Annotated in this window: 24 protein-coding genes and 1 pseudogene; all 25 read right to left on the minus strand. The window is 59.9% G+C overall.

Annotated elements, in window-relative coordinates:
- A partial coding sequence (locus tag QZ638_RS17420; protein WP_295813175.1) for a Do family serine endopeptidase occupies nucleotides 1-1,313 on the minus strand: 1,313 nt, incomplete at its 3' end.
- A 200-nt stretch (nucleotides 1,314-1,513) separates the two neighbouring features.
- A complete protein-coding gene (gene rplQ, locus QZ638_RS17425; RefSeq protein WP_295813133.1) occupies nucleotides 1,514-1,942 on the minus strand; it encodes a 50S ribosomal protein L17 in 429 nt (142 codons plus the stop codon).
- Nucleotides 1,943-1,979: 37 nt separating this feature from the next.
- On the minus strand, nucleotides 1,980-2,990 hold the full coding sequence (locus QZ638_RS17430; RefSeq protein ID WP_295813135.1) for a DNA-directed RNA polymerase subunit alpha: 1,011 nt from the start codon (nucleotides 2,988-2,990) through the stop codon (nucleotides 1,980-1,982).
- Nucleotides 2,991-3,085: 95 nt separating this feature from the next.
- Nucleotides 3,086-3,475, minus strand: a complete 390-nt coding sequence (rpsK, locus tag QZ638_RS17435; RefSeq protein ID WP_295813136.1) for a 30S ribosomal protein S11 — start codon at nucleotides 3,473-3,475, stop codon at nucleotides 3,086-3,088.
- A 91-nt stretch (nucleotides 3,476-3,566) separates the two neighbouring features.
- A complete protein-coding gene (gene rpsM / locus QZ638_RS17440) occupies nucleotides 3,567-3,935 on the minus strand; it encodes a 30S ribosomal protein S13 (RefSeq protein ID WP_295813138.1) in 369 nt (122 codons plus the stop codon).
- A 201-nt stretch (nucleotides 3,936-4,136) separates the two neighbouring features.
- Nucleotides 4,137-4,721, minus strand: a complete 585-nt coding sequence (locus tag QZ638_RS17445) for an adenylate kinase (protein WP_295813140.1) — start codon at nucleotides 4,719-4,721, stop codon at nucleotides 4,137-4,139.
- On the minus strand, nucleotides 4,718-6,058 hold the full coding sequence (gene secY, locus QZ638_RS17450; protein ID WP_295813142.1) for a preprotein translocase subunit SecY: 1,341 nt from the start codon (nucleotides 6,056-6,058) through the stop codon (nucleotides 4,718-4,720). The genes QZ638_RS17445 and secY overlap by 4 nt, the downstream gene beginning before the upstream one ends.
- Before the next feature lie 133 nt (nucleotides 6,059-6,191).
- Nucleotides 6,192-6,668, minus strand: a complete 477-nt coding sequence (gene rplO / locus QZ638_RS17455; RefSeq protein ID WP_295813143.1) for a 50S ribosomal protein L15 — start codon at nucleotides 6,666-6,668, stop codon at nucleotides 6,192-6,194.
- Between the two features lie 19 nt (nucleotides 6,669-6,687).
- Nucleotides 6,688-6,888 (minus strand): 50S ribosomal protein L30, encoded by a 201-nt coding sequence (gene rpmD / locus QZ638_RS17460; protein WP_295813145.1) that lies wholly within the window; start codon nucleotides 6,886-6,888, stop codon nucleotides 6,688-6,690.
- A gap of 66 nt (nucleotides 6,889-6,954) precedes the next feature.
- The gene (rpsE, locus tag QZ638_RS17465; RefSeq protein ID WP_295813147.1) at nucleotides 6,955-7,512 is read right to left on the minus strand and encodes a 30S ribosomal protein S5; all 558 of its coding nucleotides are present in this window, start codon (nucleotides 7,510-7,512) and stop codon (nucleotides 6,955-6,957) included.
- A 79-nt stretch (nucleotides 7,513-7,591) separates the two neighbouring features.
- Nucleotides 7,592-7,951, minus strand: coding sequence for a 50S ribosomal protein L18 (rplR, locus tag QZ638_RS17470; protein ID WP_295813149.1), 360 nt, complete (start codon nucleotides 7,949-7,951; stop codon nucleotides 7,592-7,594).
- An 11-nt stretch (nucleotides 7,952-7,962) separates the two neighbouring features.
- Nucleotides 7,963-8,496, minus strand: coding sequence for a 50S ribosomal protein L6 (rplF, locus tag QZ638_RS17475; RefSeq protein WP_295813150.1), 534 nt, complete (start codon nucleotides 8,494-8,496; stop codon nucleotides 7,963-7,965).
- Between the two features lie 37 nt (nucleotides 8,497-8,533).
- Nucleotides 8,534-8,932 carry a 30S ribosomal protein S8 gene (gene rpsH / locus QZ638_RS17480; protein WP_025030949.1) on the minus strand — a complete coding sequence of 133 codons (399 nt, stop codon included), beginning with the start codon at nucleotides 8,930-8,932 and terminating at the stop codon, nucleotides 8,534-8,536.
- A 12-nt stretch (nucleotides 8,933-8,944) separates the two neighbouring features.
- Complete coding sequence (gene rpsN / locus QZ638_RS17485; protein ID WP_295813156.1) at nucleotides 8,945-9,250, minus strand: 30S ribosomal protein S14; 306 nt, start codon at nucleotides 9,248-9,250, stop codon at nucleotides 8,945-8,947.
- Between the two features lie 27 nt (nucleotides 9,251-9,277).
- Nucleotides 9,278-9,835 (minus strand): 50S ribosomal protein L5, encoded by a 558-nt coding sequence (gene rplE / locus QZ638_RS17490; protein WP_295813158.1) that lies wholly within the window; start codon nucleotides 9,833-9,835, stop codon nucleotides 9,278-9,280.
- Nucleotides 9,828-10,142, minus strand: coding sequence for a 50S ribosomal protein L24 (gene rplX / locus QZ638_RS17495; RefSeq protein ID WP_295813160.1), 315 nt, complete (start codon nucleotides 10,140-10,142; stop codon nucleotides 9,828-9,830). Before rplX ends, rplE begins: the two co-directional genes overlap by 8 nt.
- A gap of 12 nt (nucleotides 10,143-10,154) precedes the next feature.
- Nucleotides 10,155-10,523: a 50S ribosomal protein L14 gene (gene rplN / locus QZ638_RS17500; RefSeq protein ID WP_007009523.1), complete on the minus strand. Its 369-nt coding sequence runs from the start codon at nucleotides 10,521-10,523 to the stop codon at nucleotides 10,155-10,157.
- Nucleotides 10,524-10,588: 65 nt separating this feature from the next.
- Nucleotides 10,589-10,831: a 30S ribosomal protein S17 gene (rpsQ, locus tag QZ638_RS17505; RefSeq protein ID WP_295813162.1), complete on the minus strand. Its 243-nt coding sequence runs from the start codon at nucleotides 10,829-10,831 to the stop codon at nucleotides 10,589-10,591.
- 11 nt (nucleotides 10,832-10,842) lie between these two features.
- Nucleotides 10,843-11,043 (minus strand): 50S ribosomal protein L29, encoded by a 201-nt coding sequence (gene rpmC / locus QZ638_RS17510; RefSeq protein WP_295813163.1) that lies wholly within the window; start codon nucleotides 11,041-11,043, stop codon nucleotides 10,843-10,845.
- Nucleotides 11,044-11,057: 14 nt separating this feature from the next.
- Nucleotides 11,058-11,471, minus strand: coding sequence for a 50S ribosomal protein L16 (rplP, locus tag QZ638_RS17515; RefSeq protein ID WP_295813165.1), 414 nt, complete (start codon nucleotides 11,469-11,471; stop codon nucleotides 11,058-11,060).
- 20 nt (nucleotides 11,472-11,491) lie between these two features.
- The gene (rpsC, locus tag QZ638_RS17520) at nucleotides 11,492-12,199 is read right to left on the minus strand and encodes a 30S ribosomal protein S3 (RefSeq protein WP_295813167.1); all 708 of its coding nucleotides are present in this window, start codon (nucleotides 12,197-12,199) and stop codon (nucleotides 11,492-11,494) included.
- Entirely contained in the window at nucleotides 12,199-12,588 is a 390-nt protein-coding gene (gene rplV, locus QZ638_RS17525; protein WP_223020758.1) for a 50S ribosomal protein L22, read from the minus strand. The genes rpsC and rplV overlap by 1 nt, the downstream gene beginning before the upstream one ends.
- Nucleotides 12,589-12,590: 2 nt before the next feature.
- Nucleotides 12,591-12,869 (minus strand): 30S ribosomal protein S19, encoded by a 279-nt coding sequence (rpsS, locus tag QZ638_RS17530; RefSeq protein ID WP_295813171.1) that lies wholly within the window; start codon nucleotides 12,867-12,869, stop codon nucleotides 12,591-12,593.
- Nucleotides 12,870-12,885: 16 nt separating this feature from the next.
- A complete protein-coding gene (gene rplB, locus QZ638_RS17535; protein WP_295813173.1) occupies nucleotides 12,886-13,722 on the minus strand; it encodes a 50S ribosomal protein L2 in 837 nt (278 codons plus the stop codon).
- Nucleotides 13,723-13,740: 18 nt separating this feature from the next.
- Nucleotides 13,741-13,840, minus strand: a pseudogene (locus QZ638_RS17540) (50S ribosomal protein L23); the annotation flags it as partial.

Genomic DNA, 13,840 nt, shown 5'->3' on the forward strand with positions numbered 1-13,840 from the left:
GCGATCGCCTTGACATCGTCGACGTCGCCGATTTGCTGGCCGTTGATCGCGACGAGAACGTCGCCCGGCAGGAAACCGATCCTGTTCGCCGTCGATCCCCGCTCGATGTCGGTCACGATTACGCCCTCGCCCCGGAACCGCACATTCAGGCGGTTGAGTATGCGTGGCGAAATATTCGCGACCGTCGCGCCGGACAGCGGGCTGGTTCCGCTGATCTGGCTTTCATCCGACGGCACGGTCTCCGGCGCACGTTCCAGTTTGATATCGAGCGCCACGCGTTGTCCCCGCGATAGCATCGCGAGTGTCACGGTTTTACCCGGACCGGCGGTTTCGAGACGGTATCCAAGCGCATCGGGATGTTCGATCGAATGACCGTCGATGCTGAGCACGACATCTCCCGGCCGCATGCCCGCCTTGTCCGCGGGGCTGCCGCGGACCACCTCGGTGACGATCGCGCCGGCGGGACGGCGCATACCGAGACCCTCGGCGATCTGCGGCGTCACCGTTTCGAATGTCGCACCGAGATAAGGGCGTTCGAATGCCTCGGCGCCGCCTTTCGCCTGATCGATCACCGCGCGCACCATGTTCGACGGGATAGCGAAGCCGATGCCGATCGATCCGCCCGAGCGCGAATAGATCGCCGTATTGATCCCGATCAGCCTGCCCGACATGGAGATCAGCGCACCGCCCGAATTGCCCGGATTGATCGCGGCGTCGGTCTGGATGAAGAAGCCGAAATCCGAGACGCCTATCCGCGTACGCGCCAGGGCCGAGACGATGCCCGAGGTCACCGTCTGCCCAACGCCGAACGGATTGCCGATGGCGAGCACGAGGTCGCCGGTCTCGACAGCGTCGGAGTCGGCAAGGTCGAGATAGTCCAACTCGCGTTCGACCTTGATCCTCAAGACAGCGAGATCCACCCGTTCGTCGCGCAGCACCACCTCGCTCTCGAATTCCTCGCCGTCGGCCAGTGCGACCTTGATCTCGTCGGCGTCTCCAATGACGTGATTGTTCGTGACGATCAGGCCTGACGGATCGACGATCACCCCCGAACCGAGCGACTGCTCCATGCGCGGCCGCGAGGGACCGTTGTAGCCGGGACCGAAAAAGAAATCGAAGAACGGATCGCCCGCGAATGGCGACTGCCGCTGCTGCACCATGCGCGCTGCATAGACGTTGACGACCGCCGGCGCGGTTTGCTTGACCAGCGGAGCAAAGGAAAGCTGCATTTCATTGCGCGAGAGCGGTATGCGCCGGCCCGACCCTGCTTCATCGCCGCGGTTGCCGCTGCGGCCGAACAGGTCGCGCAACATGCCGCCCGCCGACTGGTCGGCATCCTGTGCGAAGACCGGAGGCGCTGCCGTTCCAAGTATAAGCAGCGTCGACAAAACCACTCGGCAAGCCTTGAAGAATGCCATGGGCGCACCCCCGATATCGTTTGGAATCGCCGTCACCATAACGAAAAAAAGGGGCCTTAAAAGGCCCCTTTTCAGGTCGTCCGTACGGACCTGACTTAAGCTGCTTCTTCGGCAGCTTGCTCCTCGGCTTCGACGCGCGCACGGTCGGCGGCGCCTTTTGCGTCGACATCGCGGTCGACGAACTCGACAACGGCCATCGGCGCGCTGTCACCATGGCGGAAGCCCGCCTTCATGATACGGATATAGCCGCCATTGCGGTCCGCATAGCGCGTGGCCAGCGTGTCGAACAGCTTGCGCACCTGGTTCTCGTCGCGGATGGCGGCGATCGCCTGGCGGCGTGCGTGCAGGTCGCCGCGCTTCCCGAGCGTGACCAGCTTTTCGACGATGGGGCGAATTTCCTTGGCCTTGGGCAGCGTCGTCACGATCTGCTCATGCTCGATCAGCGAGGCTGCCATGTTGGCAAACATCGCCTTGCGGTGGCTGGCAGTGCGGTTCAGCTTGCGGCCCGATTTTCCGTGGCGCATGAGCCTTCTCCTTGAAAGTTAGCCGGTCGCCCGGCGATCAGTAGTGATCCTCGTAACGCTTTGCGAGGTCTTCGATGTTCTCCGGCGGCCATGCCGGGACTTCCATTCCGAGATGGAGGCCCATGGACGCCAGCACTTCCTTGATTTCGTTCAGCGACTTGCGGCCGAAGTTCGGCGTGCGCAGCATCTCGCCTTCCGTCTTCTGGATCAGGTCGCCGATATAGACGATGTTGTCGTTCTTCAGGCAGTTTGCAGAGCGAACCGAAAGCTCCAGCTCGTCCACCTTCTTCAAAAGCGCCGGGTTGAAAGCGAGCTCGGCCACCTGCTCGGTGGGCTGCTCCTTCTGCGGCTCCTCGAAATTGACGAACAGCGCAAGCTGGTCCTGCAGGATGCGTGCAGCAAACGCCACCGCGTCCTCGCCCGTAACCGAACCGTTGGTCTCAAGGGTCATGGTCAGCTTGTCGTAATCAAGAACCTGGCCCTCGCGGGTGTTCTCAACCTTGTAGGAGACCTTCTTGACCGGCGAGTAGAGGCTGTCGACCGGGATAAGACCGATCGGTGCATCTTCCGCACGGTTGCGGTCGGCCGGGACATAGCCCTTGCCATTGTCGACGGTGAACTCCATGCGGATTTCCGCGCCCTCGTCCAGCGTGCAAAGCACATGGTCGGGGTTGAGAACTTCCACATCGCCCACAGTCTGGATGTCGCCAGCCGTCACGGCGCCCGGTCCCTGCTTGCGCACAACCATGCGCTTGGGGCCTTCGCCTTCCATGGAGAGCGCGATTTCCTTGATGTTCAGGACAATGTCCGTGACATCTTCACGCACGCCGGGGATCGACGAGAATTCGTGCAGCACGCCGTCGATCTGCACAGCGGTCACGGCCGCGCCGCGAAGCGACGACAGAAGCACACGACGCAGTGCATTGCCGAGCGTCAGACCGAAGCCACGCTCGAGCGGCTCGGCCACCAGGGTGGTGACGGTGCGGCCCTTGGACGAAAACTCGACCTTGTTCGGCTTGATAAGTTCTTGCCAATTCTTCTGGATCATTCCGGGTTCCTTCCGTTACCCCACCACCATCCATTCGTGGCGGGCGCTCTGGAAACCGCAGAGGAGCGCGTCACGCTCTTGCGGCAAAACTCTTGTTAGACGCGGCGCTTCTTGCGCGGGCGGCAACCATTGTGCGGGATCGGCGTCACATCACGAATCGAAGTAATGGTGAAACCAGCAGCCTGCAGCGCGCGAAGCGCGGATTCACGCCCCGAACCGGGACCGGAAACCTCGACCTCAAGCGTACGCATGCCGTGCTCAGAAGCCTTGCGGGCGCAATCTTCAGCAGCAACCTGCGCGGCAAATGGCGTGGACTTACGCGAGCCCTTGAAGCCCTGCGCGCCAGCTGACGACCAGGCAATCGCGTTGCCCTGCGCGTCGGTGATGGTGATCATCGTGTTGTTGAAGCTCGAATTGACGTGAGCGACACCCGACGAGATATTCTTACGTTCGCGACGACGAACGCGTGCGGCTTCCTTGGCCATACTTTTCCTTTCAGTCGATCTCTACACCGCCGTAGCACCAGCGGCTCCACCTGAGAAAAGCCGCGCTCCCTGAAAGCGCGGCCAACCCAATTTACTTCTTCTTGCCGGCAATCGCCTTGGCAGGACCCTTGCGGGTGCGCGCATTGGTGTGAGTGCGCTGACCGCGAACCGGGAGCGAACGACGGTGACGCAGACCACGATAGCAGCCCAGGTCCATCAGACGCTTGATGTTCATCGAAACTTCGCGACGAAGATCGCCTTCAACGCGCAGGTCACGATCGATCGTCTCACGGATGGCGAGAATCTCGGCGTCCGTGAGTTCGTTGACGCGACGCTCGACCGGAATGTTCACGAGCTTGACGATATCCGCAGCGGTCTTGGGACCAATGCCGTGGATATACTGAAGCGCAATCACGACGCGCTTGTTGGTCGGAATATTGACGCCTGCAATACGGGCCATCTTCTTCTCCATTTGGGCCGGACACTCCGGCGCTGCGTTTGCCCGCGTCCGGTGGAGGCCGGCCCTTGCGGGAGATTCACGTTCCTATAAACGACGAGGCCGAGCCAAACGGCCCGACCAACGACTCATTCGATCAGGAGACTGGCTGGCATTAATGGATAACCACAAGATAGTCAAGCGGCCAGCAATGCCAAATTCCGATCAGAGCGATGCGAGAACCTGTTCGATCTCGGCGGTTACTTCATCGATGGTTTTCATACCATCGACACGCAGCAACGAGCCTTTGGCGTGATAATAGCCGATGAGAGCGGCGGTCTTTTTATAGTATTCGCGCAAACGCTCATCGAACACATCTGCATTGTCGTCCTTGCGCGGCGTCTGGCCAGCCGCAATCGCCTCCTGAGCGCGCTTTTCGATGCGTCCCACCAGAGCCGCGTCGTCCACGACGAGTTCGATGGTCGCGTCTAACTTCAGGTCACGTTCTGAAAGCATTGCCTCGACAGCGTCGGCCTGAGCGAGCGTCCTCGGATAACCGTCGAGGATAAAACCGTTGGCGCAATCCGACTGTCCGATCCGTTCGGCAACGATCGCATTCACAATCTCGTCGGAAACCAGCTCGCCTGCGTCCATAACGGCCTTGGCGCGCTTGCCGACTTCGGTACCGGCCGCAACCGCCGCCCGCAACATGTCCCCCGTGGACAATTGCGGCACACCGTGCTTCTCGACCAGCCGCTGGGCTTGCGTGCCCTTTCCCGCTCCCGGCGGTCCAAGAAGTATAAGCCTCATCGTCCCCTCTTTCCCCCACGCAATTTGGATTTCTTGATCAGCCCTTCATATTGATGGGCAATAAGATGGCCTTGCATCTGCGCGACCGTGTCGAGCGTGACACTCACCACGATGAGCAGCGACGTACCACCGAGATAGAAGGGGACGCCGGTCGCCGAGATCAGGAACTCGGGCAGAAGACAGATCAAGACGAGGTAGATCGCGCCGATCACAGTGATGCGCGTCAGCACATAATCAATGTACTCAGCCGTCCGTTCGCCGGGGCGATAGCCCGGAATGAAACCCGAATGCTTCTTGAGCTGATCGGCCGTGTCCTTCGGATTGAATACGATGGCCGTATAAAAGAAGGCGAAGAATGCAATCAGCCCGGCATAAAGAAGCATGAAGAGTGGCTGCCCATGGCCGAGCGAGGCAAGCATTGTTGACGCCCAACCGGGAAGCTGCGTCGTGTCGGAAAACCCTGCGACCGTGGCCGGCAAAAGCAGAAGCGAAGAGGCAAAAATCGGCGGAATGACACCGGCAGTGTTGAGCTTCAACGGCAGGTGGGACGTATCGCCCTGAAACATACGGTTGCCCACCTGGCGTTTCGGATACTGGATCAGAAGACGACGTTGAGCCCGTTCGAAAAAGACGATCACACCGATGACCGCGATCACCAGCACGATGATGGCCAGAATCAAGCCCGTAGACAAGGCGCCGGTTCGGCCAAGCTCGAGCGTTCCGCCGATTGCCGACGGCAGGCCGGCGACAATGCCGGAGAAGATGATCAGCGAGATTCCGTTACCGATGCCGCGGGCGGTAATCTGCTCGCCAAGCCACATCAGGAACATGGTGCCGCCAACAAGTGTGATGACGGCCGAAATCCGGAAGAACCAGCCCGGGTCAGCAACGATGTTCGCGCCGCCTTCCAGTCCCACGGCAATACCATAGGCCTGAACCGTCGCGAGAATGACCGTTCCATAGCGGGTGTACTGATTGATGACCTTACGGCCCTGCTCGCCTTCCTTCTTCAACTGCTCAAGCGACGGTACAACCGACGTCATGAGCTGCATGATGATGGAGGCAGAAATATACGGCATAATGCCGAGGGCGAAGATCGCCATGCGCTCGACCGCACCGCCGGCGAACATGTTGAACATGCCGAGCACACCGCCGGATTGCTGCTGGAAGGCCTGCGCGAAAGCTTCGGGATTGATGCCGGGCATCGGAATATACGTGCCGAGCCGGTAGACGAGCAACGCGCCAAGCGTGAACCAGATGCGCTTCTTGAGGTCCTCGGCCTTGGCAAAGGCCGCGAAATTGAGATTAGACGCAAGCTGTTCCGCTGCCGATGCCATGAAGAATTCTCCGCTTCGTCATGCCCCCGCAGATTGTGAATGCAGTACGGGCGCACGTTGCCGAAAACCCGAAATAGGTTCTCACAAGCATAGATGCAAGCGGCGGGTTGTGGCCCGCCGCTTGTCGATCGGATTACTCGGCTTTCGCCGCTGCCTCCAGCAGTTTAACCGTACCGCCGGATTTCTCGATCTTCTCGACGGCCGCCTTGGAAGCGCCGGCCACTTCGAGCGTCACCTTTGCCTTAAGCTCGCCATCGCTGAGAACGCGTACGCCATCCTTGGCCCGACGCACAACGCCCGCAGCCACCAGAGCCGCCACATCGATAACGGCCTTGCCATCAAGTTTCTTGGCGTCGATCGCGGCCTGGATACGACCGAGCGATACTTCGTTAAAGTCGCTGCCAAACAGGTTCTTGAAGCCCCGTTTTGGCAAACGACGGTAGAGCGGCATCTGACCGCCCTCGAAGCCGTTGATCGAAACGCCGGAACGCGACTTCTGGCCTTTGACGCCACGACCGCCGGTCTTGCCGGTGCCCGAGCCGATACCACGGCCGACGCGCTTGCGCGACTTGGTGGCGCCTTCATTGTCCCTGAGTTCGTTCAGTTTCATCATTCTGCTCCTGGGATCCTCAGGCCTCGTCCACAACACGGACGAGATGCTGCACAGCCGCGATCATACCACGAACGGACGGTGTGTCCTCGAGTGTGGAGCGACGATGCATCTTGTTCAAACCAAGACCGATCAGCGTCTGACGCTGACTGGCCGGGCGGCGAATGGGGCTACCGATCTGCTCAACGGTGATCGTCTTGCCCTTCTTCTTCTCTGCCATTGTCATCAATCCTTGCAAACCTGGCGATCAAAGCCCGCTCCCAGGCGGACTGATCAGCCCTGATCCTTATTCCTCGCCGCCCGCAGCAGCCCCGCGGCGTGCCTGAAGCGTGGAATACTTAATACCGCGCTGCGCAGCAACGTCCTTGGGATGCAACTGATGCTTCAAGGCATCGAAGGTCGCACGAACCATGTTGTAAGGGTTCGAGGAACCGAGAGACTTGGCGACCACATCCTGAACGCCGAGCGTCTCGAAAACGGCACGCATCGGACCGCCGGCGATGATGCCGGTACCGGGCTTGGCGGCACGCAGGAGAACGCGACCGGCTCCGTGGCGACCGGCAACGTCGTGATGAAGCGTACGACCGCCACGCAGCGGAACGAAAACCATGTCGCGCTTGGCGCTCTCGGTCGCCTTACGGATCGCCTCAGGCACTTCACGTGCCTTGCCGTGACCAAAGCCGACGCGGCCCTTCTGGTCGCCGACCACGACGAGTGCGGCAAAGCCGAAACGACGACCGCCTTTCACCACCTTGGCGACACGATTGATATGAACAAGCTTGTCGACGAATTCGCTGTCGCGCTCTTCACGCTCTCGGCGATCGTCCCTACGTCCTTGTGCCATTGCCCTTTTCCTTGTTCTTTTCCGGAAGCACGGGTTGATATACGAAAGTCCGGGCGCTGCGAAACAACGCCCGAACGGTTTAGAACTTCAGGCCACCCTCGCGGGCAGCATCTGCCAGCGCTTTCACGCGGCCGTGAAAGAGATATGGGCCGCGGTCGAAGACCACTTCCTCAACGCCAGCCTTCTTGGCCCGTTCGGCGACCAGCTTGCCAACCGCTGCGGCAGCAGCCGAATCGGCACCGGTCTTGATCTGGCCCTTGAGATCCTTGTCGAGGGTCGAAGCCGCGGCGAGCGTGTGCCCTTTGGCGTCGTCGATAACCTGGACATAAATGTTCTTTGAGGAACGGTAGACCGAAAGACGGGGCTGATCGTTGGAGACCGCCTTGAGCTTCCGGCGAACACGTCCCGCACGCCGCTTGACGGAGACTTTCGAGACCATGGTTCGAGTTCCTACTTCTTCTTGCCTTCTTTGCGAACGATCGTCTCGTCCGCATATTTGACGCCCTTGCCCTTATAAGGCTCGGGGCCGCGCTTCTTGCGAATCTCAGCCGCAACCTGGCCGACCACCTGCTTATCGATGCCGGCGATCACGATCTCGGTCGGCTTCGGCACGGTAATGCTGATTCCTTCCGGAGCCTCGTAAATCACTTCGTGGCTATAGCCAAGCGAAAGCTGCAGATTCTTGCCCTGCATCGCAGCGCGATAACCGACGCCGTTGATTTCAAGACGCTTTTCGAAACCGTCCTTCACGCCATTGAGGATGTTGGCGATCTGGGTACGCGACATACCCCATTTGGAGCGCGCGTCCTTTGACTGGTCGCGCGGATCGACAACGACAGCGTCGTCTTCGAGCTTTACCAGAACCTCGTCGTTGACGACGAATTTCAGTTCGCCCTTCGGCCCTTTGGCCGTAACGGTCTGGCCCTCGACCTGCGCGGTTACACCCTGCGGCACCGGGACCGGCTTTTTGCCAATGCGAGACATTTGTCTGTCCTCGTTGTTTGCGTGTGTCCCTGCCCGATCAGAAGATCTGGCAGAGCACCTCGCCGCCCACATTCTGTTCGCGCGCTTCGTGATCGGCCATCACGCCCTTGGGCGTCGAAAGGATGGCGATGCCAAGCCCGTTTGCGACCTGTGGGATGGATTTCACCGACACATAAACGCGACGACCGGGCTTCGAAACACGGGCGATCTCGCGGATCACGGAGCCGCCTTCGGCGTATTTCAGCTCGATCTCGATCTCGGACTTGCCGTTATCGTAGTCGATCTGGCTATAATCGCGGATATAGCCTTCCGACTTAAGGACATCGAGCACACGGGCGCGAAGACGGGAAGCCGGCGTCGAAACCTTCGGCTTGTTCCGGCCGATGGCATTGCGGATGCGGGTCAGCATATCGCCGAGCGGATCATTCACGGACATCGTTCTTACCCCTTACCAGCTCGACTTGACCAGGCCCGGAATGAGCCCGTTATTGCCCAGTTCACGCAGCGCCACACGCGACATCTTCAGCTTGCGGTAATATGCGCGCGGGCGCCCGGTGACATCGCAACGGTTGCGGATACGCGTCTTGGACGAGTTGCGCGGGAGAGCAGCAAGCTTGAGCTGCGCCTGAAAGCGCTCCTCGATCGGCTTGGACTGATCCTTGATGATCGCCTTGAGAGCCGCACGCTTCGCCGCGTAACGGTCCACCATCTTGCGCCGACGCTTGTTCTTTTCGACTGCGCTGACTTTTGCCATTTAAGTTGTCCTTCTTCTCGCCTGCCGTTACTGCCGGAACGGGAAGTTGAAGGCCTTGAGCAAGGCCCGCGCTTCGTCGTCGGTTTTGGCAGTCGTACAGACGATGATGTCCATTCCCCAAATCTGATCGACCTGGTCGTAATTGATCTCGGGGAACACGATGTGCTCCTTGAGGCCCATAGCGAAGTTGCCATGACCGTCAAAGCTCTTCGGGTTCAGGCCGCGAAAATCGCGGACGCGCGGAAGCGCAATCGTCACGAGGCGGTCCAGGAACTCATACATACGATCCTTGCGCAGCGTGACTTTGGTGCCGAGCGGCATGCCCTCGCGCACCTTGAAGCCAGCGATCGACTTGGAAGCGCGGGTAATGACGGGCTTCTGACCCGAAATCTTCGCAAGATCCTCAGCCGCAGAGGCCGGCTTCTTGGAATCGCCCGTCGCTTCGCCAACACCCATGTTGATGACGATCTTGTCGATGCGCGGCACCTGCATCTCGTTTTCGTACTTGAAAGTATCGAGAAGCTCCTTGCGGATCACCTCCTCATACTTTTTCTTCCAGCGCGGCTGGTACTGAGCATTAGCCATCGATCAATTCTCCAGAGCGCTTCGCCACGCGCACCTTCTTGCCGTCTTCCTGAATCTTGAAGCCGACGCGGGTCGGCTTACCGTCTTTCGGATCGGCCAGCGCGAGATTCGAAAGATGAATCGGCGCTTCCTTGGTAATGATGCCGCCTTCTGCCTGGGCGGACTGCTTCTGATGACGGCGAACCAGATTGACACCGCGCACGAGCGCCTTGTCATCCTTCGGCATCACCTTCACCACTTCGCCGGTACGACCCTTGTCCTTGCCGGCCAGAACGACGACGTTGTCGCCTTTTTTTATCTTCTGCATATCCCCGGCCTCCTAGAGCACTTCCGGCGCGAGCGAAATGATCTTCATATGGTTCTTGGCGCGAAGCTCGCGCGGGACCGGTCCGAAGATACGCGTTCCGACGGGCTCTTTCTTGTTGTCGACCAGAACGGCTGCGTTCTTGTCGAAGCGGATGACGCTGCCATCGGCGCGGCGAATATCCTTCGCCGTACGCACAACAACCGCCTTCATCACGTCGCCCTTCTTCACGCGGCCGCGCGGGATGGCCTCTTTCACGGAGACGACGATAATGTCGCCCACGGAGGCATACTTCCGCTTCGAACCGCCAAGCACCTTGATGCACATGACACGACGGGCGCCGGAATTGTCCGCCACATCGAGGTTTGTTTGCATCTGAATCATGACTGGCCGCCTTCTCGTTCAATGGAAAGCGGTTCAGATACTCCGCTTTCCGGCAATTTCAATACTTACTGTACCTGGGCGTCCTTGAGGACGACCCAATTCTTGTCCTTCGAAATCGGCGCGGTCTCCTGGATCATGACCAGGTCGCCGACCTTGCACGCATTTTCTTCGTCATGCGCCTTGTACTTCTTGGACATACGCACCGTCTTCTTCATCATCGGATGGGTAAAGCGACGCTCGACACGGACGACAACGGTCTTGTCGTTCTTGTCGCTCACCACGGTGCCCTGCAAAACGCGCTTCGGCATATTCGCTGTCCTCAGGCCTTGCTGGCAGCCGACTTCTCGGCTGCGATTGTCTTGATGCGCGCGATATCCCTACGGATTTCTTTCACGTGCGCGGTTTTTTCGAGCTGACCCGTCGCTTTCTGGAAGCGAAGGTTGAACTGCTCTTTCTTGAGCTTCACCAGCTCGTCGTTAAGCTGGTCCGGCGTCATCGCCCTGACATCAACAGCCTTCATAGCGTCCGCCTTTCCTACTCTGCAATACGCTGCACGAAACGCGTCTTGACCGGCAGCTTGGCAGCACCGAGACGCAGAGCTTCGCGAGCGATATCCGGGCCCACACCGTCGATCTCGAACATCACGCGGCCGGGTTTAACACGGCAGGCCCAATAATCGACCGAACCCTTGCCCTTACCCATGCGGACTTCGGTCGGCTTCGAGGTGACCGGAACATCGGGGAAAATACGGATCCAAACGCGGCCCTGACGCTTCATGTAGCGGGTGATCGCGCGGCGGGCCGCCTCGATCTGGCGCGCGGTCACGCGCTCCGGCTCAAGAGCCTTCAGACCGAAGGATCCAAAGTTGAGTTCCGTGCCGCCCTTGGCAGCGCCGTGAATACGGCCCTTGAACTGCTTGCGGAACTTTGTGCGCTTTGGTTGCAGCATCGTTCTCTACTCCAAAATTCCTAAGCGTTCTCGCGACGCCGGTTGCTGCTGCCGCCCTGGTCGCCCTCGGTGGCGCGGCGCTCGGAAGCCATGGGATCGTGCTCGAGGATCTCGCCCTTGAATACCCAGACCTTGACGCCGCAAATGCCATAGGCGGTTTTTGCCTCGGCGGTGCCGTAGTCAACGTCGGCACGCAGCGTGTGCAGCGGAACACGGCCCTCACGGTACCATTCCATGCGGGCGATTTCCGCACCGCCCAGGCGACCCGAACAGTTGATGCGGATGCCCTCAGCACCGAGACGCATAGCCGACTGAACGGCACGCTTCATGGCGCGGCGGAATGCGACGCGGCGCTCGAGCTGCTGGGCGATCGACTGAGCGATCAAAGCAGCATCGATCTCCGGCTTGCGAACCTCGACAATATTGAGATGCGTCTCCGCATTGGTCATCTGCGAGACCTTGCGACGCAGCTTCTCGATGTCGGCGCCCTTTTTGCCGATGATCAGCCCCGGACGTGCCGAGTGAATCGTAACGCGGCACTTCTTGTGGGGACGCTCGATCACAACCTTTGAGATGGCAGCCTGCTTCAGCTCCTTCTCGATATAGTTGCGGATCTTGAAATCCTCATGCAGAAGTTCGCCATACTCGCCGTCATTGGCGTACCAGCGGGAGTCCCACGTGCGGTTGATACCGAGACGGAACCCGATCGGATTAATTTTCTGACCCATCAGGCGGCCTCCACTTTCTCTTCCACTTCGCGCACGACGATCGTCAGGTGCGAGAAAGGCTTCTCGATACGGCTGGCGCGGCCACGGCCACGCGCATGGAACCGCTTCATCACGATCGACTTGCCGACATGGGCTTCGGCCACGACCAGCGCATCCACGTCCAGGTCGTGATTGTTCTCCGCATTCGCGATTGCCGATTCCAGCGTCTTTTTGACGGTGTCGGCGATCCGCTTGCGCGAGAACTCCAGGTCGGCGAGCGCGGTCGCCACCTTCTTGCCGCGGATCATCGCGGCAACGAGGTTCAGCTTCTGCGGGCTGACTCGGATCGTGCGCAGTACGGCACGGGCCTCGTTGTCAGCAAGCCTGCGCGGCGCTTTGGCCTTGCCCATCGTTATTTCCTCTTTGCCTTCTTGTCCGCCCCATGGCCGTAATAGGTGCGGGACGGAGCAAACTCACCAAACTTGTGACCGACCATCTCCTCGGAGACGGAAACGGGAATGTGCTTCTGGCCGTTGTAAACACCGAAGGTCAAACCCACGAACTGGGGCAGGATGGTGGAGCGGCGGCTCCACATCTTGATAACCTCGTTACGGCCGCTCTCGCGCACCTTCTCGGCCTTCTTCAGGAGATAGCCGTCGACGAAGGGGCCTTTCCAGACTGAACGGGACACTTGCCGCTACCTTTCCTTAGCTCTTGCGCTTATGGCGCGAGCGCATGATGAACTTGTCGGTCGACTTGTTCGACCGGGTCTTCATACCCTTGGTGGGCTTACCCCAGGGCGACACCGGGTGACGACCGCCGGAGGTGCGGCCTTCACCACCACCATGCGGGTGATCGACCGGGTTCATGGTCACGCCACGATTGACGGGCTTGCGGCCCAGCCAGCGATTGCGACCAGCCTTGCCCATCGAGGTGTTCGAATGGTCCTGATTGCTGACGGCACCAACCGTTGCCAGGCAAGAACCATGCACACGACGCTGCTCACCCGAGTTCAGGCGCAGAATGGCCCAACCCTGGTCGCGACCCACATACTGGGCATAAGCACCAGCCGAACGGGCCACCTGGCCGCCCTTGCGGGGCTTGAGCTCGATATTGTGCACGATGGTACCCACCGGCATGCGTTCGAGCGGCATGGTGTTGCCAGGCTTGACGTCCGCGCCATTCAGCGAGGAGATCACCTTGTCGCCGGCACCCAGACGCTGCGGAGCCACGATATAGGCAAGCTCACCGTCTTCGTACTTGATCAGCGCAATCCATGCGGTGCGGTTCGGATCGTACTCGAGACGTTCAACGGTCCCGACTGCGTCGAACTTCACGCGCTTGAAGTCGATCATGCGATAGCTGCGCTTGTGACCGCCACCACGGTGGAACGCAGTGATGCGACCACGGTTGTTACGACCACCGGATTTGGTGAGGCCCTCGGTCAAGGTCTTGACCGGAGCACCCTTCCACAGTTCCGAGCGGTCGGTCGTCACCAGGGTGCGACGGCCTTCGGAGGTGGGATTGTAAGTCTTTAGAGCCATTTTTCTGTCTCTCGTCCCTTAGAGGCCGGTCGAAATATCGATCGACTGGCCATCGACCAGGGTCACGACGGCCTTCTTGACGTCATTGCGAACGCCAACCTTGCCACGGAAGCGCTTC

The sequence above is a fragment of the uncultured Nitratireductor sp. genome, assembly GCF_913053745.1.
GTDB lineage: Bacteria > Pseudomonadota > Alphaproteobacteria > Rhizobiales > Rhizobiaceae > Nitratireductor.

Excerpts from the sequence above, each read along its gene's own strand:
- rplX (WP_295813160.1), bottom strand. The coding sequence starts at position 10,142 with ATGCAGAAGATAAAAAAAGGCGACAACGTCGTCGTTCTGGCCGGCAAG.
- rplQ (WP_295813133.1), bottom strand. The coding sequence starts at position 1,942 with ATGCGCCACGGAAAATCGGGCCGCAAGCTGAACCGCACTGCCAGCCAC.
- rpmC (WP_295813163.1), bottom strand. The coding sequence starts at position 11,043 with ATGAAGGCTGTTGATGTCAGGGCGATGACGCCGGACCAGCTTAACGAC.
- rpsM (WP_295813138.1), bottom strand. The coding sequence starts at position 3,935 with ATGGCCCGTATTGCAGGCGTCAATATTCCGACCAACAAGCGCGTCGTG.
- rplR (WP_295813149.1), bottom strand. The coding sequence starts at position 7,951 with ATGGTCTCGAAAGTCTCCGTCAAGCGGCGTGCGGGACGTGTTCGCCGG.
- secY (WP_295813142.1), bottom strand. The coding sequence starts at position 6,058 with ATGGCATCGGCAGCGGAACAGCTTGCGTCTAATCTCAATTTCGCGGCC.
- rplE (WP_295813158.1), bottom strand. The coding sequence starts at position 9,835 with ATGGCTAATGCTCAGTACCAGCCGCGCTGGAAGAAAAAGTATGAGGAG.
- rpsK (WP_295813136.1), bottom strand. The coding sequence starts at position 3,475 with ATGGCCAAGGAAGCCGCACGCGTTCGTCGTCGCGAACGTAAGAATATC.
- QZ638_RS17445 (WP_295813140.1), bottom strand. The coding sequence starts at position 4,721 with ATGAGGCTTATACTTCTTGGACCGCCGGGAGCGGGAAAGGGCACGCAA.
- rplB (WP_295813173.1), bottom strand. The coding sequence starts at position 13,722 with ATGGCTCTAAAGACTTACAATCCCACCTCCGAAGGCCGTCGCACCCTG.
- rplO (WP_295813143.1), bottom strand. The coding sequence starts at position 6,668 with ATGAAACTGAACGAACTCAGGGACAATGAAGGCGCCACCAAGTCGCGC.
- rpsE (WP_295813147.1), bottom strand. The coding sequence starts at position 7,512 with ATGGCACAAGGACGTAGGGACGATCGCCGAGAGCGTGAAGAGCGCGAC.
- rpmD (WP_295813145.1), bottom strand. The coding sequence starts at position 6,888 with ATGGCAGAGAAGAAGAAGGGCAAGACGATCACCGTTGAGCAGATCGGT.
- rplV (WP_223020758.1), bottom strand. The coding sequence starts at position 12,588 with ATGGGCAAGGCCAAAGCGCCGCGCAGGCTTGCTGACAACGAGGCCCGT.
- rplN (WP_007009523.1), bottom strand. The coding sequence starts at position 10,523 with ATGATTCAGATGCAAACAAACCTCGATGTGGCGGACAATTCCGGCGCC.
- rpsQ (WP_295813162.1), bottom strand. The coding sequence starts at position 10,831 with ATGCCGAAGCGCGTTTTGCAGGGCACCGTGGTGAGCGACAAGAACGAC.
- rplP (WP_295813165.1), bottom strand. The coding sequence starts at position 11,471 with ATGCTGCAACCAAAGCGCACAAAGTTCCGCAAGCAGTTCAAGGGCCGT.
- rpsH (WP_025030949.1), bottom strand. The coding sequence starts at position 8,932 with ATGTCCGTGAATGATCCGCTCGGCGATATGCTGACCCGCATCCGCAAT.
- QZ638_RS17430 (WP_295813135.1), bottom strand. The coding sequence starts at position 2,990 with ATGATCCAGAAGAATTGGCAAGAACTTATCAAGCCGAACAAGGTCGAG.
- rpsC (WP_295813167.1), bottom strand. The coding sequence starts at position 12,199 with ATGGGTCAGAAAATTAATCCGATCGGGTTCCGTCTCGGTATCAACCGC.
- rpsN (WP_295813156.1), bottom strand. The coding sequence starts at position 9,250 with ATGGCAAAAGTCAGCGCAGTCGAAAAGAACAAGCGTCGGCGCAAGATG.
- rplF (WP_295813150.1), bottom strand. The coding sequence starts at position 8,496 with ATGTCTCGCATTGGCAAAAAGCCGGTCCCGGTGCCGCAGGGTGTAACC.